The organism is Actinomyces sp. HMT 175, from assembly GCF_016694895.1.
GTDB lineage: Bacteria > Actinomycetota > Actinomycetes > Actinomycetales > Actinomycetaceae > Actinomyces > Actinomyces oris.
Genome location: NZ_CP068012.1, coordinates 1,272,693 through 1,294,740 on the forward strand (window position 1 = coordinate 1,272,693; position 22,048 = coordinate 1,294,740).

The following is a 22,048-nucleotide window of genomic DNA, read 5'->3' on the forward strand; positions in this document are numbered from 1 at the left end:
CGGGAACCCGGGCTCGGCGGCCGGGCCCTGAGGCTACTTGCACACCATGGCGGACTTGAGCCGCTCCAGGTTGGTGGTCATGGCGTCGGTGTAGTCGCCTCGCTCGGGCTTGGACTCCAGGGGGCTGAGGACGCTCGTCTCCGCCCCGGTCTCCGCGGCGATGGCCTTGGCGGGGGCGTCGGAGACCAGCTCCTCGGTGAAGATCGTCTTGACCCCCGTCTTCTCGACCACCGACTTGATGTTGGCCATCTCGGCGGGGCTGGGCTCGGTCTCCGGGTCGATGCCGGAGATGGAGGCCTGGGTCAGGCCGTAGCGCTCGGCCATGTAGCCGAAGGCGGCGTGGGAGGTGATGAAGGTCTTGTGCTGGCAGCTGGTAAAGCCCTGCTTGTACTGGTTGTCCACTCCGGTCAGCGCCGTCTTGAGCTTGTCCAGGCCCGCCTTGTAGTCGTTGGCGTTGGCCGGGTCGATCTTGGCGAAGGAGGCCTCAAGAGCCTCGGCCACCTTGACCATGCGGTCCGGGTCGAGCCAGAAGTGCGGGTCGAGGTCGCCGTCGTGCCCCTCACCGCCCTCGGCGTGCTCATCGTGGCCGTGCTCGTCGTGCTCGGCCTCGCTGGCCTGTGCGGTGGCGGCGGCACTGGCCGAGGCGCTGTCGGTGGCCTCCTCGCCGTGCTCGTGCTCCTCCTCAACCCCCTCGTGGTGGACGAGGTTGGCCGGCTTGCTCAGGTCCACCACGGTGGGGCCGGAACCGACCTCCTTGACGGCCTTGTCCAGGGAGGGCTGGAAGCCGGGGACGTAGGCGATGATGTCGGCCTTGCCCAGCTCGGCGGTCTCCTTGCCGGAGAGCTCGAAGTCGTGCGGCTCGACATTGGAGGGGGTCACGGTGGAGACCTTGACGAGCTTGCCGCCAATGGACTCGGCCAGGTACTGGATCGGGTAGAAGGACGTGGAGACCGTCAGAGTCTTGCCCGGGGCAATCGTGTGCGGCGCCGATGCGTCTGACGAGCTCTCGCCCTTCAGGGCGCTGCACGCGCTCATGCCGGCAGCCAGCATCAGGGTGGCTCCGAGCGCCACGACGCGGTGGAGATGACGGGAACGAGCCTGTGAAACATTCATGCGAATCATTCTCATACTCTGTCGGTCCTGCGTCAAACTCGGGGCGAGCCCGCGTGTGCGCTGCTGAGAGCCGGTTTGGACGGCAGTCGGCAGGGCCTCCCGGGCGCGTGCGCGCGTCGGTGGTGCGACGGGCCCCTCACCGATGCTCGGCCCCTGTCCGCCTAGACTGTCACCACTCGTCCCCACCAACCAGGCGGGACCACGACCACTCCTGAAGGAGCATCCGTTGGCATCCACCCCTTCACGCCTCGACGCCGTCATCAACCTCGCCAAGCGGCGCGGCTTCGTCTTCCCCTGCGGCGAGATCTACGGCGGAACCCGCTCGGCCTGGGACTACGGGCCGCTGGGCGTCGAGCTCAAGGAGAACATCAAGCGCCAGTGGTGGCAGTACATGGTCCGCTCGCGCGACGACGTCGTCGGACTGGACTCCTCCGTCATCCTGCCGCGTGAGACCTGGGTCGCCTCCGGTCACGTCGGCGCCTTCACCGACCCGCTCGTGGAGTCCCTGCACACCCACAAGCGCTACCGCGCCGACCAGCTCATCGAGGACTACGCCGCCCGCAAGGGCCTCGACCCCGAGAACGTCACCCTCGACATGGTTCCCGACCCCGTCACCGGCCAGCCGGGCTCCTGGACCGAGCCGCGCGAGTTCTCCGGCCTGCTCAAGACCTACCTGGGGCCGGTCGACGACGAGTCCGGCCTGCACTACCTGCGCCCCGAGACCGCCCAGGGCATCTTCATCAACTTCGCCAACGTCATGAGCGCGGCCCGTAAGAAGCCGCCCTTCGGCATCGGCCAGGTGGGCAAGTCCTTCCGCAACGAGATCACGCCGGGCAACTTCATCTTCCGCACCCGCGAGTTCGAGCAGATGGAGCTGGAGTTCTTCTGCGAGCCGGGCACCGACGAGGAGTGGCACCAGTACTGGATCGACTACCGCAAGGCCTGGTACACCGACCTGGGCATCAGCGAGGACAACCTGCGCCTGTATGAGCACCCCGCCGAGAAGCTCTCCCACTACTCCAAGCGCACCGTGGACCTGGAGTACCGCTTCGGCTTCGCCGGCTCGGAGTGGGGCGAGCTCGAGGGCATCGCCAACCGCACCGACTTCGACCTGTCCACCCACGCCGAGCACTCCGGCAAGGACATGTCCTACTTCGACCAGACCCGCTCCGAGCGCTGGACCCCCTACGTCATCGAGCCCTCCGCCGGTCTGACCCGCTCGCTCATGGCCTTCCTCGTGGAGGCCTACACCGAGGACGAGGCCCCCAACACCAAGGGCGGGGTGGACAAGCGCATCGTGCTCAAGCTCGACGCGCGCATCGCCCCGGTCAAGGCGGCCGTCCTGCCGCTGAGCCGCAAGGAGGAGCTGACCGGGCCGGCCAAGGAGCTGGCCGCCCGCCTGCGCCGCTCCTGGAACGTGGAGTACGACGACGCCGGCGCGGTCGGCCGTCGCTACCGCCGCCAGGACGAGGTCGGCACGCCCTTCTGCCTGACCTACGACTTCGACTCGCCCGAGGACGGGGCCGTCACCGTGCGCGAGCGCGACACGATGACCCAGGAGCGCATCCCGCTCGAGGGCGTCGAGCGCTACCTGGCTGAGCGCCTCATCGGCTGCTGATCAGCACCAAGCAGGCCGGCAGTCTCACTGAAGCCTCGCCGGCCCGGCCACCATCCGGGTCCCGCCCCGTGTCCCTGGCTCACCTCAGGGACACGGGGCGGGCATGATGGGGTGGTGAGCACCAACTCGACCTCCCCGAGCAACGAGTCCGTCCCCGCCGAGAGCCTTCCCGAGCCGCCGGCCGAGGAGGGCCGGGACAGCAGGGGCCACGGCCGTCACAGCAGTAGCGGCCACTCCCACTCCCACTCCGGGCCCCTGGACCTAGATGCGGGGGAGGCCCGCCGGGTGCGGATCGTGCTCGGTGCCATCGTCGGCGCCCTGGTCCTGGCCACCGTCGTCGGGCTGTTCGTGCTCTGGCCCGGAAAGAGCTCACTGATCGGCTCGCGCTCCTTCACTGCCGAGGGCGGCTCGGTGGGCAAGGCCACCATCACCTCCACGGACCTGTCTGGCTGTCAGAGCTCGGTGAGCGCCCTGACGGAGGTTAACGGCGTCAAGCCCGAGGAGTTCGCCAAGGGCCACGTGTGCGCCCGCATCACCGAGGGGGAGGGCAAGGGCCTGGTCATGCCGGTCCAGCTGGTGGGTGAGCCCCGCAAGCTCGCCCACGCCGGCGACCGGCTCGTCGTCCTCTACTCGCCCCAGGCCATCCTGTCCGGCTCCCCCTACTCCTTCATCGACTACCAGCGTCAGCTCCCGGTCGGCGCCCTGGCGGTCGTCTACCTCGTACTCGTCGTCGCCGTGGCCGGGCGCAAGGGCGTCCTGAGCGTCCTGGGCCTGCTGGTGGCCACCGGCGTGCTCGCCTTCTTCATGATCCCGGCGCTCCTGGCCGGCTCCCACCCGCTGGCGGTGACCCTGGTCGGATCGATGGCGATGATGCTGGCGGCCGTCTACGTGGCTCACGGCGTGTCCATCCGCACCACGACCGCCCTGCTGGGAACGGTGGCCGGCATCGTGCTGACCGTGCTGCTGGCCCTGTGGGGGACCGATGCCGCCCACCTGACCGGCGATGTTGACGAGACCGCCCGCCTACTTGCCTCGCGCACGCATATCGATCTGCAGACGCTGCTGACCTGCGGCATGGTCATCGCCGGGCTCGGCGTCCTCAACGACGTCACCATCACCCAGGCCTCCTCGGTGTGGGAGCTGCACGCCGTCAACCCGCTGCTGTCGCGCACACGCCTGTTCACCGGCGGGATGAGGATCGGTCGGGACCATATCGCCTCGACCGTCTACACCCTGGCCTTCGCCTACGCGGGCACGGCGCTGCCGCTCATTCTGGCCGCCGCCCTCATGGACCGGGCCGTGCTGGACACCATGCTCTCGGGTGAGATCGCCGAGGAGATCGTGCGCACCCTCATCTCCTCCATCGGTCTGGTCCTGGCGATCCCGGCGACGACGGCGATCGCGGCGGCCCTGTGCCGCGTCACCCCGGTCCTCGACGAGTAGACGAGCAGCCGATGACCGGTCTCAAGGACCCGGCGGACCACCGTCTCAGCCGCCGGAGACGTCGGACTCGGCCTGGCTGAGCATCTCGCGGTGGGCCGCGTCCAGGGTGGGGGAGTCCAGCCAGCCGTCGGGCAGACGGGGAGTCTTGGGGCTGCCCGCCCGCCCTCGGGGGCCCTCGACGATGCCGCCGGGGTAGTCCACGACCTCGGGCAGGCGCGAGCGCATCCGCGCCAGGCCGGCGTCGAGCTCATCGAGACTCCGGATCCCCATGAGGTCGGCGCGCGCCGCGCCGCCGACCGGGTAGCCCTTGAGGTACCAGCCCACGTGCTTGCGCAGGTCGCGCACCCCCCGGTCCTCACCCATCTCCTCGGCCAGCATCCGCCCGTGGCGACGGATCACCTCGATGACGGCGTCCAGGTCCGGGTGGGTGCGCGTCGGCGAGCCGTGCATGGCCGCCACGATGTCGGCGAACAGCCAGGGCCGCCCCTGGCAGCCACGGCCCACGACGACGCCGTCGCAGCCGGTGGCCTCCATCATGCGCACCGCGTCGTCGCCCAGCCAGACGTCCCCGTTGCCGAGCACCGGCAGGTCAGTGGCCTCCTTGAGTCGGGCGATCTCCTCCCAGCGGGCCTGGCCCGAGTAGTGCTGGCGCGCGCTGCGGGCGTGCAGGGCCACGGCGGCGATCCCGGCGTTCTGGGCGGCGCGGGCGGCGTCGAGGAAGGTCTCGTGCTCCTCGTCGATGCCCAGGCGCATCTTCATGGTCACCGGCACCTGCCGTGCCCGCCCGGCGGCGCTGACGGCGGCCTCACTGGCACGCACCGCCTCGGTGAGGATCGCCGCCAGCAGGTCTCGTTTCCACGGCAGCGCCGCCCCGCCGCCCTTGCGGGTCACCTTGGGGACCGGGCAGCCGAAGTTCAAGTCGATGTGGTCGGCCAGATCCTCCTCCACCAGGATCCGCACCGCGGCCCCCACCGTGGCCGGATCGACCCCGTAGAGCTGGATGGAACGCACCCTCTCGGCCGGGTCGGTGCGCACCATCGCCAGAGTGCGCTCGTTGCGCTCCACCAGGGCTCGGGTGGTGACCATCTCCGTGACGTACAGGCCCGCCGGGGCCAGCAGGCCGCCGTCGAACGTGGGCAGCGGACCGGGACAGGAGGGCCTCAGCGACTCCGGCAGGGCCGCCTCGGCCATCTCCCGGCAGAGGCGGCGGAAGGAGGCGTTGGTGACTCCGGCCATGGGGGCGAGCTCGACGGGGGTGGGCACCACCAGTGGCCCGATGCGCAGCGGCGCGGGCGCGCGGCCCGAGGCCCAGGCGTCGGGGAGGCGGGGGGAGGTCTCACTCGTCGTCACCCCGACATGCTGACACACGGCGGGTGCCAGGGCCGTGACCGGTCCCGCCCCGCGACCCGGAACAGGCGCAGGTATAGACCACTTGTGAAGGAAGTAACAGGGACGGATCAGTATCAGCGTATGACGAATCGCTGATGGCGAGTGCTGATGCGCGTTACTTTGTGTGCTTGTGCTGATGAACGAAGAGACCGAGCCGTCGATATCGCGTTCCGTCGTCGTGACCGGAGCCTCCCGGGGGATCGGGGAGGCGGTTACGAAGGCGTTCCTGGCACAGGGCGACCGGGTGGCGGGCATCTCCCGCTCCGGTGAGGCCCCCGACGGCGCCCTGGCCCTGGCCGCCGACGTCACCGACCCTGACGCCCTGGCCGACGCCCTGGCCGACGCCACCGAGGCGCACGGCCCCATCGAGGTCCTCGTGGCCTCGGCCGGCATCAACCGGGAGTCCCTGGCGGCCCGTACCTCCTCCCAGATGTGGGACGAGGTCATCTCCGCGGACCTGACCGGCACCTTCAACACCGTGCGTGCCGTGACACCAGCCATGATGCGGGCCCGCAAGGGGCGCATCGTCCTGGTCTCCTCGGCCATCGCCGCACGCGGAGGCGTGGGCCTGTCGGCCTACGGCGCCGCCAAGGGCGGTGTGGAGGGGCTGACCCGCTCCCTGGCCCGAGAGCTCGCACCGCGCGGCATCACCGTCAACGCCGTCGCCCCCGGCTTCGTCACCACGGCGATGACCGCCTCCCTGCCCGACCACATCCGCACCGCCTACCTCGAGCAGATCCCCCTGGGGCGCTTCGCCGACGTCACCGACATCGCCGGCCCCGTCCTCTTCCTGGCCTCTCCCGCGGCCGCCTACATCACCGGCGCGATCCTCGGCGTCGACGGCGGCCTGGGCATGGGGCGCTAGGCGCACGGCGGGGCGCGAGACGTCGTCGGGACCGTATCCGGGCAGCGCCGCGGTGCCGTAGGGTAGAGACGTGACAACGGATCCCATGCGCCGGCTCGTGCTCGTCCGACACTCCAAGGCCTCTCACGACGCCGTCACCGACCTGGAACGTCCTCTGACCCCCAAGGGCACGGCCCTGGCCGGCCTGCTGGCCAAGGAGCTGCGCAAGCGCCTGGAGACCACCGACCTGCTGCTGGTCTCCCCGGCGGCCCGGGCCCGCGAGACCGCCCGCCCCATCCGCGACCGCCTCGAGCCCACCGACACCCTCGTGCGCGAGGAGATCTACAACCTGGGCCCCAACGGCATCCTCAAGGTTCTGGCCGAAGACGGTGCCGATGCCAGGACGGTCATTGTCGTCGGACACGAGCCCACGATCTCCGTGCTCGCCCACATCCTCCACGACACCGACGACGACCTGGCCTCCCAGATCTCCTTCGGGGTGCCCACGGCCACCGCCGTCATCATCGACGTCCCCGGCACTTGGGCGGACCTGGAGCCCAAGGGCGCCCGCATCCGGGAGATCTTCACCGCCCGCAAGCGCGACTGAGGCCGGACCTTCCCGAAACCGCAGCCGGTCAGCCCCCGATCAGCTGCAGGACGGCGCGCAGGTCACGCACGTGGATGGCCGCGTCGGCCTGCTCAACGACCACCGGCTTGGCGCAGAACGCCACCCCCAGCCCCGCGGCCTCCAGCATGCCCAGGTCGTTGGCCCCGTCACCCACTGCGATGGTGCGCTCCATGGGCACGCCGTCCTGTCGGGCCCAGGCGATCAGGCAGCGGACCTTCTCCTGACGGTCCACGATCCGCCCCAGTACCCGACCGGTGAGACGGCCCTCGACCACCTCCAGGCGGTTGGCCGCCACGTGGTCGATGCCCAGCCGCTCGGCCAGAGGCACCACGACCTCCTCAAAACCGCCCGAGACGACCCCCACCCGGCAGCCGCGTGCGTGCAGCGCCTCAATGAGCTCGGCCGCGCCCTGAGTGGGGCGCACCTCGGCCAGGACCTCCGCGAAGACCCCCTGGGGGACACCGGCCAGCGTCGCCACCCGCTCGCGCAGGGAGGCCGCGAAGTCCAGCTCGCCGCGCATCGCCCGGGCCGTGACCTCGGCGACCAGCTCACGGGTCCCGGCGCGCTCGGCAATGAGCTCGATGACCTCCTGCTCGATGAGGGTGGAGTCCACGTCCATGACCAGCAGGCCGGGGCCCTCAGTCACTAAGGGGCCCTCGCTCAGCGCCCCACTGAGGTCCGCGGAGTCGCCGGCACGGTGTCGAGAGGTGTCACTCATGGCTCCATGCTAGTGGGCGAGCCGGCAGGCGAAGACTGCGCGCCGTCGCCCGGAGACTCGGGCGACGGCGCGCACTGCAAAGGCGGTGAGCCTGCGGTCAGCGGGTGACGATCTGTCCCTTGGCCACCACCGTGATGCCGGACTCGGTCACGGTGAAGCCCCGCTCGCGGTCGTGCTCGGGGTCGATCCCCACCATGGCGCCCTCCTCGACCTTGACGTACTTGTCCAGGATTGCGCGGTTGACGACGGTGTTACGGCCCACCTCGGCTCCGTCCATGATGACGGACTCGCGCACCGAGGACCAGGAATTGACGCGCACACCGGGGGACAGGACCGAGGAGATCACCTCACCGCCGGAGACGATGACGCCCGGCGAGACGATCGAGTCGACCGCGTGCCCCAGGCGCTCGTGGTGGCCGTAGACGAACTTGGCCGGAGGCATCGCGGCCTGGTAGCCGGCGAACAGCGGCCAGCGGTCGTTGTACAGGTTGAACACGGGGGTCACTGAGATGAGGTCCTGGTGCGCCTCGAAGAAGGCGTCCACCGTACCCACGTCGCGCCAGTAGTCGCGGTCGCGCTCGGAGGAGCCCGGCACGTCGTTGTCCTTGAAGTCGTAGACGCCGGCCGCCCCCTGGTTGACGAACCAGGGCACGATGCTGCCGCCCATGTCGTGCTTGGAGGTCTCGTCGGCGGCGTCGACCGTCACCGCCTCCAGGAGCGCGTTGGCGTCCATGATGTAGTTGCCCATCGAGGCCAGGACCTCATCGGGGGAGTCCGGCAGACCGGGGGTCTCCGCGGGCTTCTCCACGAAGGCCTTGATCCTGCCGCGGTCGGACGGGTCGGTCTCGATGACGCCGAACTGGTCCGCCAGGGACCGGGGCTGACGGATGCCCGCGACAGTGCAGGGCAGACCGGAGGCGATGTGGTGGTCCAGCATCTGGGAGAAGTCCATGCGGTAGATGTTGTCCGCACCGGTGATGACCACATAGTCCGGCCGCTCGTCGTCGAGCAGGTTGAGGGACTGGTAGATCGCGTCGGCGCTCCCCAGGAACCAGTGCTTGCCCACGCGCTGCTGGGCCGGCACCGGCGCGATGTAGTTGCCCAGCATGTCGGACATGCGCCACGTCTTGGAGATGTGACGGTCCAGCGAGTGGGACTTGTACTGGGTGAGCACCACGACCTTGAGGAAGCCGGAGTTAATCATGTTGGACAGGGAGAAGTCGATGAGGCGGTAGATGCCGCCGAAGGGCACGGCCGGCTTGGCGCGATCGACGGTCAAGGGCATGAGGCGCTTGCCCTCGCCACCGGCGAGGACGATTGCGAGAACACGAGGTTGAGCCATGTGGCCCACCTTACGTTGCTCGAGGGGCCCGCGGGGCCAAATGGGTCACATTACGGGTAGGTTCTCCACCGAATCGTTGCCTGAGGCATCGTTCAGGACGATCGAGCACCGGGCGACTCGTCCTGACCCGGTCCCCGACGCCTCACGCACGAGTATCCCCGCCTCCACTGCGGAGCGGATGCCGCCGCCCCCTCGCAGGAGAGTCGGTGGAAACCACCGGCGCTGAACGGTCCCACCGGGCCCCGTGTGCGTATAACGTCGGGTGTGGCGCCCGCCCCACCGCAGGCGCCCGTCCTGCGCCGAGGAAGGCGCGGTCAGTCCATCCATCAGACAGAGGAGAGGCACACCCATGAGGGTCGACCTGCTGACCAAGGAGTACCCACCCTTCATCTACGGCGGCGCCGGAGTCCACGTCAACGAGCTCGCCAAGGTCCTGCGTCCCCTGGCCGACGTCCGCGTCCACGCCTTCGGCGGCCCCCGCGAGCCCGGCACCGAGGGCGCCGACGACGGCGTCACCGGCTACCCCGAGATCGCCGAGCTCGACGGCGCCAACGCCGCCCTGCGCACCTTCGGAGTCGACCTGGAGATGGCCCAGGGCACCGAGGGAACCGACCTCGTCCACTCCCACACCTGGTACGCCAACCTCGCCGGGCACCTGGCCGGCCTCCTCCACGGCGTCCCCCACGTCATCAGCGCCCACTCCCTGGAGCCCCTGCGCCCCTGGAAGGCCGAGCAGCTCGGCGGCGGCTACGCCCTGTCCTCCTGGGCGGAGAAGACCGCCTACGAGGCCGCCTCCGGGATCATCGCGGTCTCCAACGGCATGCGCGAAGACATCCTGCGCTGCTACCCGGCCGTCGACCCCGAGCGCGTCAAGGTCGTCCACAACGGCATCGACCTCGAGGCCTGGAAGCACCCGCAGGGCCAGGAGGCCGACGCCGCGGCCGCCGCCACCCTCAAGCGCCTGGGCATCGACCCCGACCGCCCCACCATCGTCTTCGTCGGACGCATCACCCGACAGAAGGGCCTGCCGCACCTGCTGCGCGCCTGCGAGCAGCTGCCCGCGGACGTCCAGGTCATCCTGTGCGCCGGCGCCCCCGACACCCCCGAGATCAAGGCCGAGGTCGAGGGCCTCGTGGCCCGCCTGCGCGAGAAGCGCACCGGCGTGGTCTGGATCGAGGAGATGCTGCCGCGTCCCGAGCTCATCGCCGTGCTGGCCGCCTCCGACGTCTTCGTGTGCCCCTCCGTCTACGAGCCCCTGGGCATCGTCAACCTCGAGGCCATGGCCGTGGGCCTGCCGGTCGTCGGCTCAGCCACCGGCGGCATCCCCGACGTCGTCGTCGACGGCGAGACCGGCCTGCTCGTGCCCATCGAGCAGGTCCAGGACGGCACCGGCACCCCCATCGACCCGGCCCGCTTCGAGGCCGACCTGGCCGAGCGCCTCACCACCCTGGTCACCGACACCGAGGCGGCCGAGGCCATGGGGCAGGCCGCCCGACGCCGCGTCGAGGAGCACTTCGCCTGGGAGGCCATCGCCCAGCGCACCATGGACGTCTACAACTGGGTCCTGTCCCAGGGCTGAGCGGGATCCGTTCCCGCTCGGCTACCCCACCGATACGCCACCGAGTGGTGCGCCCCCCTCTACCGGGCCCACCACTCGGTGGCCGCAGCGGCACCGTGACGCGCCACCGCCAGCAGCGGGCGCAGGACGTCGGCCCGCCGCTGGGCCTGCAGGGCGGTCGTGGCCGCACCGTCGTCGTCCAGGGCCAGTTCGCACATCCCCGCCAGGCGCAAGGAGCGCTCCAACAGCTCCCGATCACGGCGCGCCAGCCACGGTGGGACGAGGCGCGGATCCACCACCGCGGTGAGCAGGTCATTGAGGGCGTCGGCCATCTCCGGGCGCTCGCGGGCCAGGTCGAGCTCGATGAGCGCTTCGATGGCCTCCTCGGTGGCGGCGTGCACCTGCCGGCGGGCGTGCGCCGCATCCAGTGGAGGCAGCGGGGAGCTGAGTGGCTCGGCGTGCCAGGACACCGAGGTGCCGGAGTCCTCAGGAACCAGCAGCACCCGGCCGGCTGCCCCCTCCAGCACGACGCCCTCCTCGATGTCGGGCAGGAGCCCCCAGGTACCGGTGCCGCCGGCCGGTGAGGGCAGGACCGCGCTCACCCGACTCAGGGGGCGGGCGGAGGCGAGCCACCGTTCCAGGCTGACGCGTCCTGAATCGTCGTCGGCGGCAGCAGTCGGTGTGTCCGAGCCCCCGGTGACGACGCTGCCGATGACGTCATGGGCGCCGTCGGGGCCTTCAACGAGCGACAGGCCGTGGGAAGAGGGCGATGGCGCCCACAGGGCCAGCACGATGCTGACAGGCGGGTTGAGGGGATCCATGGGGGCCAACCATAGTGAATGGTGGTGGGGCGAGCCCCGAAGGGGAGCGGTCACCATGTGGGGCGCGGCTCTCGTTGCACATCTTCCCTGTGTGAACTCACCGTCACGATAGGATCACCTCATGACCAGTGTCCTCCACCTCGACGACGTCTCACTGCACCGCGGCAGCCACCAGATCCTCAGTCACGTCAGCTGGACCGTGGACGAGGGGCAGCACTGGGTGCTGCTGGGATCCAACGGCGCGGGCAAGACCACGATCGCCAGGATCGCCTCGGCCAGGCTCTTCCCCTCCTCCGGCACGGTCGACATCCTCTCCGAGCGGCTCGGTCGCGTGGACGTCTCCGAGCTCCACCCCCGTATCGGCCTGTTGTCCTCGGCCCTGGCCGCCAACGTCCAGAACGGCGAGAAGGTGCTCGGCGTGGTCCTGTCGGCCTCCTACGGGCGCATTGGGCGCTGGCGTGAGGAGTACGACGACTTCGACCTCGAGCGCGCTCACGCCCTGCTGGGCGCCCTGGGGGCCGCTCACCTGGTCGACCGGTCGTGGGGAACGCTGTCATCGGGGGAGCGCAAGCGCGTCGAGCTGGCTCGCGCTCTGATGCCGGACCCGGAGATGCTCTTCCTCGACGAGCCCGCCTCGGGGCTGGACCTGGCCGGCCGCGAGCAACTCCTGGCTGCGCTCACCGAGATCATCTCCTCGCCCGACTCGCCCTCCATGGTCCTGGTGACCCACCACCTGGAGGAGATCCCGGAGGGCTTCACCCATGCGCTCACGCTGCGTGAGGGAAAGGTCGTGGGCTCCGGCCCGCTTCAGGAGGTCCTCACCGCGGACACGATCAGCACGACCTTCGGTATGCCGCTGGAGGTCACCTACGACCGCGGTCGCTACGCGGCCAGGGGGCTCCCGGCCGGCCACGGCAGACGCGTCGCCGAGGCCAGGGGCTGACCACCGGTTCCGGGAGGGAAGGCCGCTGCGGGCCGCATCGATCCGTGATCGTCCCTGACCGGCACCCGACCACATACTCACCGACCGCGTTCATCAGGAGGTTCGCATGGAATGGCTGTTCTGGGTCGCAGGGGCGCTGCTCCTCGTCGTCATCGAGACGATGACAGCGGATCTCACCTTCCTCATGATCGCAGGCGGTGCGCTGGGAGGAGGGCTGACATCCTTCCTCGGCGGACCCGTGTGGGCGCAGGTCGTGGTTTTCGCCTGCGTCTCCATCCTGCTTCTCTTCGCCGTGCGCCCCTGGGCCAAGCGTCGCCTTGCGGCCGCCACCCCGCAGATGAAGACCAACGTCGAGGCCCTCATCGGTCGGTCTGCCGTCACCATTACTCCTGTCGACCGTGAAGGCGGGCGGGTGCGCCTGGGCGGCGAGGAGTGGAGCGCCCGCCTGGCTCCCGTCGCCCAGGGAGGCCTCACCCGTCTGGAGGCCGGCGTGAGTGTGACCGTGGCCCAGATCGACGGAGCCGTGGCCGTGGTCGCCCCGGTGACGACCTCCACCGCCGCCCCCGCGTCTTGACGCCGCCCGCGCCTGCCCCAACTGTTCTGACCACCCGTTCAACCCCTGCAGGAGGAACCTCGTGCCCTTCGTCTCCATCATCTTGCTTCTCGTGGCCGTCCTGGTCATCGTCGCCATCTTCCGGGCGGTGCGGATCGTCAAGCAGAGCACTGCGATCATCGTTGAGCGCCTGGGACGCTTCCAGGCGGCCTACGGCGCTGGAATGCACTTCCTGGTGCCCTTCATCGACCGGGTGCGCAACATCATGGACCTGCGTGAGCAGGTCGTCTCCTTCCCGCCCCAGCCCGTCATCACCTCCGACAACCTCGTCGTGAGCATCGACTCGGTGGTCTACTACCAGATCACCGACCCCATGCGCGCCACCTACGAGATCTCCAACTACCTGCAGGCCATTGAGCAGCTGACGGTCACCACGCTGCGCAACGTCGTCGGCTCCATGGACCTGGAGCAGACGCTGACCAGCCGCGACCAGATCAACGGCCAGCTGCGCGGCGTCCTGGACCAGGCCACCGGCCGCTGGGGAATCCGAGTCAACAGCGTGGAGCTGAAGTCCATCGACCCGCCGGCCTCCATCCAGGGCTCCATGGAGCAGCAGATGCGCGCCGAGCGTGACCGCCGCGCCGCGATTCTGACCGCCGAGGGTGTCAAGCAGTCCCAGATCCTCACGGCCGAGGGTGACAAGCAGTCCGCGATCCTGCGCGCCGAGGGCCAGGCGCAGTCCGCGATCCTCAAGGCACAGGGTGAGTCGCGTGCCATCCTTCAGGTCTTCGATGCCATCCACCGCGGTAACGCCGACTCCAAGCTGCTGGCCTACCAGTACCTCCAGACCCTGCCCAAGATCGCCAACGGCTCCTCCTCCAAGATGTGGATCGTGCCCACGGAGTTCACGGCGGCGCTCGACGGCATCGCCGGCGCCCTGGGCGGTGGCAAGGACGGTGGCCCCGGCGGCTCGGACGACTCCGACGACGACTCCGCCCGTCCCGGTGTCGACCTCTCGGGTAGCGAGCTCGACCTGGGGATCGCCTCGGATCTGGCCAGCACCAGTCTCCAGGCCCCCGAGGAGGCCCTCGCCCAGGCCCGTGGTGAGGTCGAGTCGGCCTCCCAGGAGGCCAGTGAGGAGCCCGCACCCAAGGCAGGCGTCTCCCCGAAGACTCCCGCGGATGAGGCCGACGGCGAGGCCACGGTGAGCGTCCCGACCTCCGACGGCCTCGAGGGGTCTCACGCCGCGCACGGCAGCCACGTGTCCGACCCCGAGGAGGCCCAGCCCGGTTCCGTGCCCCCTCGCGGCGGTTACGGCATCCAGGCCCAGCCCGGCTACGGCACGCCTCCCGGCGCGCCCCAGGGCCCCTACGGAGCCTGAGCCGACTGCCCTCACACCCCCGGGGGACCTGACGAGGGCCCGGGGACACTCGCTGCGGCGGGAGGAGTGGGCGATCCACGATGATCGGCCTATTCTTCCCGCCGTACTGCTGTACTGGACCGGGAAAGCCCCAGAAGGTGACGACGCGATGATTATTGAGCTGGCCGACGGCGCCGACGAGCGCCTGGCGGACTACACCAGGCTGACGGACGTGGCGCTGCGCCGTCGCCTGGAGACCCAGCGGGGGCTGTACATGGCCGAGTCCTCCAAGGTCATCACGCGCGCCGTGGCCGCCGGGCACGCCCCGCGCTCCTTCCTCATGGCCCCGCGCCACTTGGAGGAGATGCGCCCGGTCATCGCCTCCGCGGCCGGCTGCGGGGGCAACGACGACGGCGGTGAGGTCCCCGTGTTCGTCGCCCCCGAGGAGGTCCTGGAGTCCATCACGGGATTCCACCTGCACCGCGGGGCCCTGGCCGCCATGAACCGGCCCGAGCTCGCCGGAGTTTCCGAGCTGCTTGCGGCCGCCCGTAGGGGAGCCGGGGCCAGGCGGGTCGCGATCCTGGAGGACCTGGTGGACCACACGAACGTGGGGGCCGCCTTCCGCAGCGCGGCCGCCCTGGGGATCGACGCCGTCCTGGTCACTCCGCGCTGCGCGGACCCCCTCTACCGGCGCAGCGTGCGCGTCTCCATGGGCACCGTCTTCCAGGTCCCCTGGACCCGGATCGAGCGCTGGCCCGCCATGGACGAGCTCCACGCACAGGGCTTCACCGTGGCCGCCCTGGCACTGTCGGACACTTCCGTGGCACTGGATGAGTTCGCGGCCTCACCGGCCTGTACGGCCCCGGACTCGCGGGTTGCCGTCGTCCTGGGCACGGAGGGCGACGGGCTGTCCCACCGGACCATCACCGCGGCCGACGAGGTGGTGCGCATCCCCATGGCCGGGGGAGTGGACTCCCTCAACGTGGCGGCCGCCGCGGCTGTGGCCTTCTGGGCGCTGCGTCTGCCCTGACCCGGAGTGCAGCCCGCGCAGCCCGGTGCCGCAGGTTCGCGCCGGACGAGTAGCAGGCGAGAAACACGATGGGGCCGGATCCGTCCGTGGACGGATCCGGCCCCACCGTTGTGTCTGCAGCCGATCAGGTCAGCGGCGTCATGTCAGGCTCAGGCCTCAGGCGCGGTGACCTTGATGAGGGCCTCGCCGGGCTCCACCGAGTCGCCGCCGACGACCTCGACCGAGGCGAAGGAGGCGGTGTTGGTGACGAGCACCGGCGTGGTCAGCGGGTAACCGGCCTGCTCGATGACGGAACGGTCCACGCGGACGAGCTCCTGGCCCGCGCTGACGCGGTCGCCCTGGGAGACCTTGACGTCGAAGCCCTGGCCCTCCAGGTTGACGGTGTCCAGACCCACGTGGATGAGGATCTCCACGCCGCTGTCCAGGGTGATGCCGAAGGCGTGCCCCGAGGACGGGGCCACGACGACGGTGCCGTCCGCCGGAGCCGTGACGACGATGTCGCCCTGGGGCTCCAGACCCACGCCCTGACCGACGGCGCCCGAGGAGAACACCGGGTCGGGAACCTTGTCCAGGTCCATGGTCGTGGCCCTGAGCGGCGAGGCGATCTCAGTGACCGCACCGGGAACCAGGGCCGGCTTGGGCGTCGGGGCCTTCGCAGTCCGGTCGCCCTCCTCCACGGGAGCAGCAGCCGCAGCGGCGCCGGCCTTGGGCGTCTCAGCGGCCTGGGCCGGAGCGGAGGCAGTGGTGTTGCCGCCCTTGGTGACGCCCGCTGCGGCGAGCGCCTCGGCCCGCTCCTCCTTGGTGCGGTAGCCGAAGGTGACGATGAGGAAGAAGGAGGTGGCGAAGGCCGCGGCGACGGAGATGCCGTAGAGCCACATGGGGTTGAAGACCGGGATGGTCAGCAGCGAGGTGAAGACGAAGGTCGTGGTCGTGACGCCCTCAATGCCTCCCAGCATGCTGCCGATGCCCTGGACGAGGCCGCCCACGGCACAGCCGACGAGCATGAACGGGTAGATGCGCTTGAAGCGCAGGTGGATACCGTAGAGGCTCGGCTCGGAGATACCACCGAGCAGACCGGCGAAGAGGGCACCGGTGGCGGTCTGGCGCATCTCATCGTCCTTGTCGCGGAAGGACCACACGAGGACGGCCGCGGTGGCGCCGAAGCAGGCGAAGTTCCAGGCGCCCATGGGCCCCTGGATGAAGTCGGTGTGGTTCGTGGCCGCGGAGGCGATGTTGGCCAGCATGAGCGCGTTGAGCGGCCAGTGCAGGCCCAGCGGCACCAGGAAGGGGTAGACCATGGGGATGAGGATCGCGAAGATGATCGGGGCGTGAGAGTTCAGCCAGAACAGGGCCGTGCCCAGGCCGGTACCGATCCAGATACCCAGGGGGCCGATGAGGAAGGCGGTCACCGGCATCATGATGACGAAGGACAGGAAGGGCACGAAGACCATCTGCACGTTGGTCGGAACGACCTTGACCAGCCCCTTGTAGACCAGTGCCAGGATGGCGACCATCATGAGGGGGACGAAGACCTGGCCGCCGTAGCCGTTGAGCTGCATGGGCAGACCGGCAATGTGCGCCGTGCACAGCTTGGAGTTGATTGTGGCGTTGTCGATGCAGGTCGTGCTCGGGTGCTTCTCCAGGTCGACGAACTCCGGGGTCAGCAGCGCAGCCATGATCGCGGTGCCGACCCACGGGTCGATCTTGAGCTTCTTGGAGGCGTTGTAGGCCACCATGATGGGCAGGAAGTAGAAGACGGCACGGAACATGGCGTCGACGAACAGCAGCGTGGCCGGCTTTTCCGCCGCATCCGCGTGGGTGTTGATGAGGCCGAAGGCCTCACAGATGGCCTCACCCGCGATGATGAGGGAGGCGCCCAGCAGCGCCGGCAGCAGGGGACGGAAGGAGTCCGAGAGGTACTCGAAGAAGGCGTCGACGTAGGCGTTCTTGCCGCGGGCCTTGGCCCGGGCGGCGGCCTTGACGTCGGCGTCGGACTGGCCCGAGCCGGAGGAGCCGCCCTGGTTCTTCATGGCCGGCAGGCTGTTGATCTCGTCGTACACGCTCTGCACGGCACCACCGATGACGATCTGGTAGCGGTCCCCGGACTGGGGAACGGCGCCCATGACGCCCGGGATGGCCTCGACGGCCGCCTTGTCGATGCCGGAGGCGTCCTTGAGCTCGAAGCGCAGTCGGGTGGCGCAGTGGGTGAAATGGATGATGTTCTCGGCGCCGCCCACGGCGTCGAGGATTGCCTCAGGGGTTGAGGTCGTGGTTGCCATTCGGGCCCTTTCCTACTGAGCGAAGGTGACGAGGACGGTGGCTGCACCCCGGTGCACTCCGAGTCCTCGACGGGCTCGCTCTCGGTGGTGGGGATCTGACACCTCGTGCGCCGCGCGGGCGCAAAAAGGTGGTTGAGGAAGAGGGTACTGTCTCACGGCTCAGAACAAAAAGGGAACAGTCCATCTGGATGGCGCCCGCACCTGGCCCAAGACGAACAATGGCCAAGAATCTGCGCGATCCCGGTATCCACTGGTCGGTGTTTGCGCAGTTGAGACGGGGTGTGCGCACAGGTGCTCGGGTCAGTGGGTGCACCACGGGAGCGGGTTTTGCACGCTTGAGGCACACCGACCCCGTCTCAAGCGAAGGAGCTCGACATGAGCGCGCAGACCTCCCTGGCCGCACAGCCGGCATCGCCGGTCCTACCGAACATCCCGGTTCGCCCGCCCACCACGACTCCGCCTCCCGTCCCGGCCCCGACCGCCGCGCCCGACTTGTCGCGGCTCTACGGTCCACCGGGATGGACGGTGCGCATCGGCCTGTGGCGCCTGCTGGAGCCCTGGCTCGACACCCCGCGCTGCCTGCCGGGGGAGAGCCCGCTGCGACTGGATGCCCGGGGCGCCCCGGAGAGCGACTACGTGCCCTTCCGCGGCATGGACGCCGCCACCGCGGCCGACCTGCTGAACCGGCTGCCGGCTGCGGCACTGAGCGACCGCCAGAACCTCGCCCCGAGCCTCAAGACGATGCTGACCGCCTGCGCCGGAGCGGACGGGCAGGTACGCCTGTGCGGCTACGGCATCGGCCCCCAGCGGGAGGACGAGCGGCTGAGCGCCGAGGCCCTGTGGGTCGCCGACACCGACCTGCAGGGCTACGAGGTCCTCGTCGAGCACAGCCGGGACTGCCAGTGCTCCGCGCTGTGGGAGCGGGTCAGGGACCGGTACGAGCTCGACGCCGGCTGCATTCCCGACGACATCGTGCGCACCCGACCCGAGTGGGCCGGCGGCGCGGTCGGCTGGTGGATGTGGTGGGACTGATAGGCCCGTTGCGGCGGGCAGTACCGGTGGGCCCGTACGATGGCGCGCGTGATTAATGTCCAGGACCTCACCATGCGCATCGGTGCTCGCCAGCTCGTCGCTCACGCCGGCTTCCGGGTCGACAAGGGGATGCGCATCGGCCTCGTGGGTCGTAACGGCGCCGGCAAGACCACGATGACCAAGCTGCTCGCCGCCGCCTCCGTGGCCCAGGGCGCCGGCCGTGCCGTCAACGACGCCGACGAGCGCCACGGGCTGGAGGCCGTCGAACACGAGGGCACCATCACCTGCACGAGCTCGGTGGGCTACCTGCCCCAGGACACCAAGGTCGGGGACCTCAGCGAGATCGCCCGTGACCGGATCCTCTCGGCCCGCGGCATCGACGCGCTCCTGGCCCGCATCCGCAAGGCCGAGGAGCGCATCGCCGTCACCGAGGGTGAGGCTCAGGCCAAGGCCCTGGACCGCTACACGCGCCTGGACCACGAGTTCACCATGGCCGGCGGCTACGCCGCCGCCTCCGAGGCCGCCCGCATCAGTGCCGCCCTGGGCCTGCCCGACCGCATCCTGGACCAGCCCATCGGCACGCTCTCAGGTGGCCAGCGCCGTCGGGTCGAGCTCTCCCGGGTCCTGTTCCAGCAGCCCGACACGCTCCTGCTCGATGAGCCCACCAACCACCTAGACCACGACTCGATCCTGTGGCTGCGCGACCACCTGCGCACCTACGCCGGGGGCTTCATCGTCATCAGCCACGACGTCGAGCTCCTGCGCGACACCGTCAACCAGGTCATGTACCTCGACGCCGGCCGCGGGGTCCTCGACGTCTACCACCTGGGCTGGGACGCCTACCTCAAGCAGCGCGCCGACGACGAGCACCGGCGCCGTCGGGAGCGCGCCAACGCCGAGAAGAAGGCCGCCGCCCTGCGCGCCCAGGGGGAGAAGATGCGGGCCAAGGCCACCAAGGCCGTGGCCGCCCAGCAGATGCTCAAGCGGGCCGAACGTCTCATGGCCGACCTGGAGGACGAGGCGGCTGTGGAGAAGGTCGCCCACCTGCGCTTCCCCGACCCCGCCCCCTGTGGCAAGACCCCGCTGCGCGCCGCCGGGCTGTCCAAGGCCTATGGCTCCCTGGAGGTCTTCGCAGGCGTCGACCTGGCCATCGACCGAGGCAGCCGGGTCGTGGTCCTGGGCCTCAACGGCGCCGGCAAGACCACGCTCCTGCGCCTGCTCGGCGGCGTGGAGGAGCCCGACTCCGGTGAGGTCATCCCCGGCCACGGCCTCAAGATCGGCTACTACGCCCAGGAGCACGAGACCATCGACACCGCGGCGAGCGTCGTGGAGAACCTGCGCCGCGCCGCCCCCGGCATGGACGACACCCAGGTGCGCAGCGTCCTGGGCTCCTTCCTCTTCTCGGGCGCGGACGCCGACAAGCCCGCCCGGGTCCTGTCCGGCGGGGAGAAGACCCGCCTGGCCCTGGCCATGCTCGTGGTCTCCAGTGCCAACGTCCTCCTGCTCGACGAGCCGACGAACAACCTCGACCCCGCCAGCCGCGAGGAGATCCTCGGGGCGCTGGGCACCTTCGCCGGCGCCGTCGTCCTGGTCACTCACGACGAGGGCGCCGTCGAGGCCCTCAACCCCGACCGGGTCCTCCTGCTGCCCGACGGCGACGAGGACCTGTGGGGGCCGGAGTACCTCGAGCTGGTGGCTCTGGCCTGAGGGGCAGACCGCTCCCTCTCGCCCCGGGGTTTGATGCCGGCGGACACAGTGAGTCCCCTCACCACGGCTCTGCGGTGCGGACCGCGTAGGGTTGTCACCAGGAACAAGGCATCGAGCTGGAGCGTTGGCTCCAGTGGATCCTTCAGGCGCTCGTCACGAGAGCCACCGCAGGACCTTCAGCGGCTCCGCACGAGGCGCCGCAGACGAACGTAGGCACACCAGACCAGGAGATGAGCATGGCAGAGACCGCCCTGACCGAGACCACTGACACCCAGACCCCCGAGCACGAGGTCATCCTCACCGAGACCGCCGCTGCGAAGGTCGCCAGCCTCCTGGCCCAGGAGGGGCGCGACGACCTGCGCCTGCGCGTGGCCGTCCAGCCCGGCGGCTGCTCCGGACTGGTCTACCAGCTCTACTTCGACGAGCGTCTCCTGGACGGCGACGCCGTGCGCGCCTTCCCCACGGGCAGCGACGAGATGGCTAGCGTTGAGGTGGTTGTCGACCGCATGAGCGTGCCCTACCTGTCGGGCGCCACCATCGACTTCGCCGACACCATCGAGAAGCAGGGCTTCACCATCGACAACCCCAACGCCGCCGGAAGCTGCGCCTGCGGCGAGTCCTTCCACTGATCCCTCCCGCGCAGGCCCCTCCCTCATTCAAGGAGCTCATGTGCGCCGCACATCCCTGACCCTGACCGCCCTGGCCGCGGCCGCCTGCCTCACGCTGGCCGGTTGCTCGGGGTCGTCCAAGAACGCCTCCGCCACGCCGTCGGCCCAGGCGTCCCCGACCCTGACCCGCTCGATCATCGACTGCGCTCAGGAGGCCGGAACGATCGAGACCGACTCCGAGGCGCTTCCGGCGATCGGAGGCGATGCGGGGGCCGAGCCGACCGTCACCTGGAGTGAGGGGAAGCAGGCGCCTGCCAACCTCGTCTCCAAGACACTCACCGCCGCGGAAGGCCCGGCGGTGTCCTCGGGCGACGTCGTCACCGTCAACTACGTGGGCTGGAAGTGGGGGTCAACGGAGGCTTTCGACTCCTCCTTCAAGAAGGGTGCCCCGGTCACCTTCGGCCTGACCGGGGTCATCCCCGGATGGACCTGCGGCCTGGCCGGGCACAAGGTCGGTGAGCGCGTCCAGCTGTCGATCCCGGGCAAGCTCGCATACGGCGAGACCGCCGATCCGGCTCGCCCGAACTCGCCGACCGGGCCGCTCGTCTTCGTCGTCGACATCACCGCTCGTATCACGGGCGATGAGCTGACTCCGTCCACCAAGGACGCCACGGTCGACTCCGCGGCGGTCAAGAAGCTCTCTGACCGCGGCGTGACGGTCTCCGGGGACCTGGGTGCTCCCGCGGCCGGCCTTGCGGGCCCTCAGGCCGAGGAGCCCCTGCAGTCAGAGGTCTTCGTCGTTGCCCGCGGCAAGGGCCAGGCGATCAAGGAGACCGACACGGTGGCCGTGCAGATGTCGCGCACCTCGTGGGACGGCACGACGAGGAGCTCGACCTGGGAGGACCACGCCCCCAGCGCCATGCCGGCCGCGCAGATCAACGCGGCCGGGCTGCCGGCGGGTTCCAGGATCGTGCTGCTGGCCCCCGGCAACTCCAACGGAGGGAAGCGTGAGTCGGCGTACATCTTCGTGATCGACGTCGAGAAGGTCATCTGAGCACGGAG

The 22,048-nt window shown here is 70.0% G+C and carries 19 protein-coding genes; 13 read left to right on the forward strand and 6 right to left on the reverse strand.

Translation table 11 applies throughout. From position 1 onward, the window contains the following. Positions 1-33: 33 nt before the first annotated feature. The gene (locus JJJ14_RS05485; protein ID WP_201444907.1) at positions 34-1,113 is read right to left on the reverse strand and encodes a metal ABC transporter substrate-binding protein; all 1,080 of its coding nucleotides are present in this window, start codon (positions 1,111-1,113) and stop codon (positions 34-36) included. A gap of 226 nt (positions 1,114-1,339) precedes the next feature. Here JJJ14_RS05485 and JJJ14_RS05490 point away from each other — a divergent pair, with 226 nt between their 5' ends. After that, positions 1,340-2,731 (forward strand): glycine--tRNA ligase, encoded by a 1,392-nt coding sequence (locus JJJ14_RS05490; RefSeq protein WP_004565079.1) that lies wholly within the window; start codon positions 1,340-1,342, stop codon positions 2,729-2,731. Between the two features lie 111 nt (positions 2,732-2,842). After that, positions 2,843-4,174: a YibE/F family protein gene (locus tag JJJ14_RS05495; protein ID WP_201444908.1), complete on the forward strand. Its 1,332-nt coding sequence runs from the start codon at positions 2,843-2,845 to the stop codon at positions 4,172-4,174. 45 nt (positions 4,175-4,219) lie between these two features. Here the strand turns inward: JJJ14_RS05495 and dusB are convergent, their stop codons facing one another. Further along, the gene (gene dusB / locus JJJ14_RS05500) at positions 4,220-5,524 is read right to left on the reverse strand and encodes a tRNA dihydrouridine synthase DusB (protein ID WP_201444909.1); all 1,305 of its coding nucleotides are present in this window, start codon (positions 5,522-5,524) and stop codon (positions 4,220-4,222) included. Between the two features lie 175 nt (positions 5,525-5,699). Between dusB and JJJ14_RS05505 the strand changes: the two genes are divergently transcribed. Together JJJ14_RS05505 and JJJ14_RS05510 are read left to right on the forward strand one after the other, a co-directional pair. After that, positions 5,700-6,428 carry an SDR family oxidoreductase gene (locus JJJ14_RS05505; protein WP_236592920.1) on the forward strand — a complete coding sequence of 243 codons (729 nt, stop codon included), beginning with the start codon at positions 5,700-5,702 and terminating at the stop codon, positions 6,426-6,428. Positions 6,429-6,513: 85 nt separating this feature from the next. Further along, positions 6,514-7,014 (forward strand): SixA phosphatase family protein, encoded by a 501-nt coding sequence (locus JJJ14_RS05510; RefSeq protein WP_201445088.1) that lies wholly within the window; start codon positions 6,514-6,516, stop codon positions 7,012-7,014. 28 nt (positions 7,015-7,042) lie between these two features. On the opposite strand, the gene serB is transcribed toward JJJ14_RS05510, so the two are convergent. Both serB and glgC read right to left on the reverse strand, forming a co-directional pair. Beyond that, positions 7,043-7,753, reverse strand: coding sequence for a phosphoserine phosphatase SerB (serB, locus tag JJJ14_RS05515; protein ID WP_201444910.1), 711 nt, complete (start codon positions 7,751-7,753; stop codon positions 7,043-7,045). A 97-nt stretch (positions 7,754-7,850) separates the two neighbouring features. Then, a complete protein-coding gene (glgC, locus tag JJJ14_RS05520) occupies positions 7,851-9,095 on the reverse strand; it encodes a glucose-1-phosphate adenylyltransferase (protein WP_070512678.1) in 1,245 nt (414 codons plus the stop codon). A 349-nt stretch (positions 9,096-9,444) separates the two neighbouring features. On the opposite strand from glgC, the gene glgA reads away from it, so the two are divergent. Further along, complete coding sequence (gene glgA, locus JJJ14_RS05525; RefSeq protein WP_201444911.1) at positions 9,445-10,674, forward strand: glycogen synthase; 1,230 nt, start codon at positions 9,445-9,447, stop codon at positions 10,672-10,674. Positions 10,675-10,733: 59 nt separating this feature from the next. Here glgA and JJJ14_RS05530 read toward each other — a convergent pair whose 3' ends face one another. Further along, entirely contained in the window at positions 10,734-11,474 is a 741-nt protein-coding gene (locus tag JJJ14_RS05530; RefSeq protein ID WP_201444912.1) for a hypothetical protein, read from the reverse strand. A 121-nt stretch (positions 11,475-11,595) separates the two neighbouring features. Here JJJ14_RS05530 and JJJ14_RS05535 point away from each other — a divergent pair, with 121 nt between their 5' ends. From JJJ14_RS05535 to JJJ14_RS05550, 4 genes are all read left to right on the forward strand, one after another. After that, positions 11,596-12,417 carry an ABC transporter ATP-binding protein gene (locus JJJ14_RS05535; RefSeq protein WP_004565070.1) on the forward strand — a complete coding sequence of 274 codons (822 nt, stop codon included), beginning with the start codon at positions 11,596-11,598 and terminating at the stop codon, positions 12,415-12,417. A gap of 106 nt (positions 12,418-12,523) precedes the next feature. Next, a complete protein-coding gene (locus tag JJJ14_RS05540; RefSeq protein WP_201444913.1) occupies positions 12,524-12,991 on the forward strand; it encodes an NfeD family protein in 468 nt (155 codons plus the stop codon). Between the two features lie 61 nt (positions 12,992-13,052). Beyond that, a complete protein-coding gene (locus tag JJJ14_RS05545; protein ID WP_201444914.1) occupies positions 13,053-14,351 on the forward strand; it encodes an SPFH domain-containing protein in 1,299 nt (432 codons plus the stop codon). Between the two features lie 148 nt (positions 14,352-14,499). After that, complete coding sequence (locus JJJ14_RS05550) at positions 14,500-15,360, forward strand: TrmH family RNA methyltransferase (protein ID WP_201444915.1); 861 nt, start codon at positions 14,500-14,502, stop codon at positions 15,358-15,360. Between the two features lie 149 nt (positions 15,361-15,509). Here the strand turns inward: JJJ14_RS05550 and JJJ14_RS05555 are convergent, their stop codons facing one another. Then, positions 15,510-17,639, reverse strand: a complete 2,130-nt coding sequence (locus JJJ14_RS05555; RefSeq protein ID WP_201444916.1) for a glucose PTS transporter subunit IIA — start codon at positions 17,637-17,639, stop codon at positions 15,510-15,512. Between the two features lie 375 nt (positions 17,640-18,014). Here JJJ14_RS05555 and JJJ14_RS05560 point away from each other — a divergent pair, with 375 nt between their 5' ends. The 4 genes from JJJ14_RS05560 (at position 18,015) to JJJ14_RS05575 (ending at position 22,040) form a co-directional block, all read left to right on the forward strand. Beyond that, positions 18,015-18,671: a hypothetical protein gene (locus JJJ14_RS05560; RefSeq protein ID WP_201444917.1), complete on the forward strand. Its 657-nt coding sequence runs from the start codon at positions 18,015-18,017 to the stop codon at positions 18,669-18,671. A gap of 48 nt (positions 18,672-18,719) precedes the next feature. Further along, positions 18,720-20,378: an ABC-F family ATP-binding cassette domain-containing protein gene (locus tag JJJ14_RS05565; RefSeq protein WP_176747172.1), complete on the forward strand. Its 1,659-nt coding sequence runs from the start codon at positions 18,720-18,722 to the stop codon at positions 20,376-20,378. Positions 20,379-20,614: 236 nt separating this feature from the next. Further along, entirely contained in the window at positions 20,615-21,007 is a 393-nt protein-coding gene (locus JJJ14_RS05570; protein WP_070510173.1) for a HesB/IscA family protein, read from the forward strand. Between the two features lie 40 nt (positions 21,008-21,047). Continuing rightward, a complete protein-coding gene (locus JJJ14_RS05575; RefSeq protein ID WP_101558284.1) occupies positions 21,048-22,040 on the forward strand; it encodes an FKBP-type peptidyl-prolyl cis-trans isomerase in 993 nt (330 codons plus the stop codon). Positions 22,041-22,048 lie beyond the last annotated feature (8 nt).

Bases quoted from the DNA above. Each gene is read 5' to 3' on its own strand.
- JJJ14_RS05570 (WP_070510173.1), top strand. From the start codon at position 20,615: ATGGCAGAGACCGCCCTGACCGAGACCACTGACACCCAGACCCCCGAG.
- JJJ14_RS05530 (WP_201444912.1), bottom strand. From the start codon at position 11,474: ATGGATCCCCTCAACCCGCCTGTCAGCATCGTGCTGGCCCTGTGGGCG.
- JJJ14_RS05540 (WP_201444913.1), top strand. From the start codon at position 12,524: ATGGAATGGCTGTTCTGGGTCGCAGGGGCGCTGCTCCTCGTCGTCATC.
- JJJ14_RS05550 (WP_201444915.1), top strand. From the start codon at position 14,500: ATGATTATTGAGCTGGCCGACGGCGCCGACGAGCGCCTGGCGGACTAC.
- JJJ14_RS05505 (WP_236592920.1), top strand. From the start codon at position 5,700: ATGAACGAAGAGACCGAGCCGTCGATATCGCGTTCCGTCGTCGTGACC.
- glgC (WP_070512678.1), bottom strand. From the start codon at position 9,095: ATGGCTCAACCTCGTGTTCTCGCAATCGTCCTCGCCGGTGGCGAGGGC.
- serB (WP_201444910.1), bottom strand. From the start codon at position 7,753: ATGAGTGACACCTCTCGACACCGTGCCGGCGACTCCGCGGACCTCAGT.
- glgA (WP_201444911.1), top strand. From the start codon at position 9,445: ATGAGGGTCGACCTGCTGACCAAGGAGTACCCACCCTTCATCTACGGC.
- JJJ14_RS05535 (WP_004565070.1), top strand. From the start codon at position 11,596: ATGACCAGTGTCCTCCACCTCGACGACGTCTCACTGCACCGCGGCAGC.
- JJJ14_RS05485 (WP_201444907.1), bottom strand. From the start codon at position 1,113: ATGAATGTTTCACAGGCTCGTTCCCGTCATCTCCACCGCGTCGTGGCG.
- JJJ14_RS05560 (WP_201444917.1), top strand. From the start codon at position 18,015: ATGAGCGCGCAGACCTCCCTGGCCGCACAGCCGGCATCGCCGGTCCTA.
- JJJ14_RS05555 (WP_201444916.1), bottom strand. From the start codon at position 17,639: ATGGCAACCACGACCTCAACCCCTGAGGCAATCCTCGACGCCGTGGGC.
- JJJ14_RS05510 (WP_201445088.1), top strand. From the start codon at position 6,514: ATGCGCCGGCTCGTGCTCGTCCGACACTCCAAGGCCTCTCACGACGCC.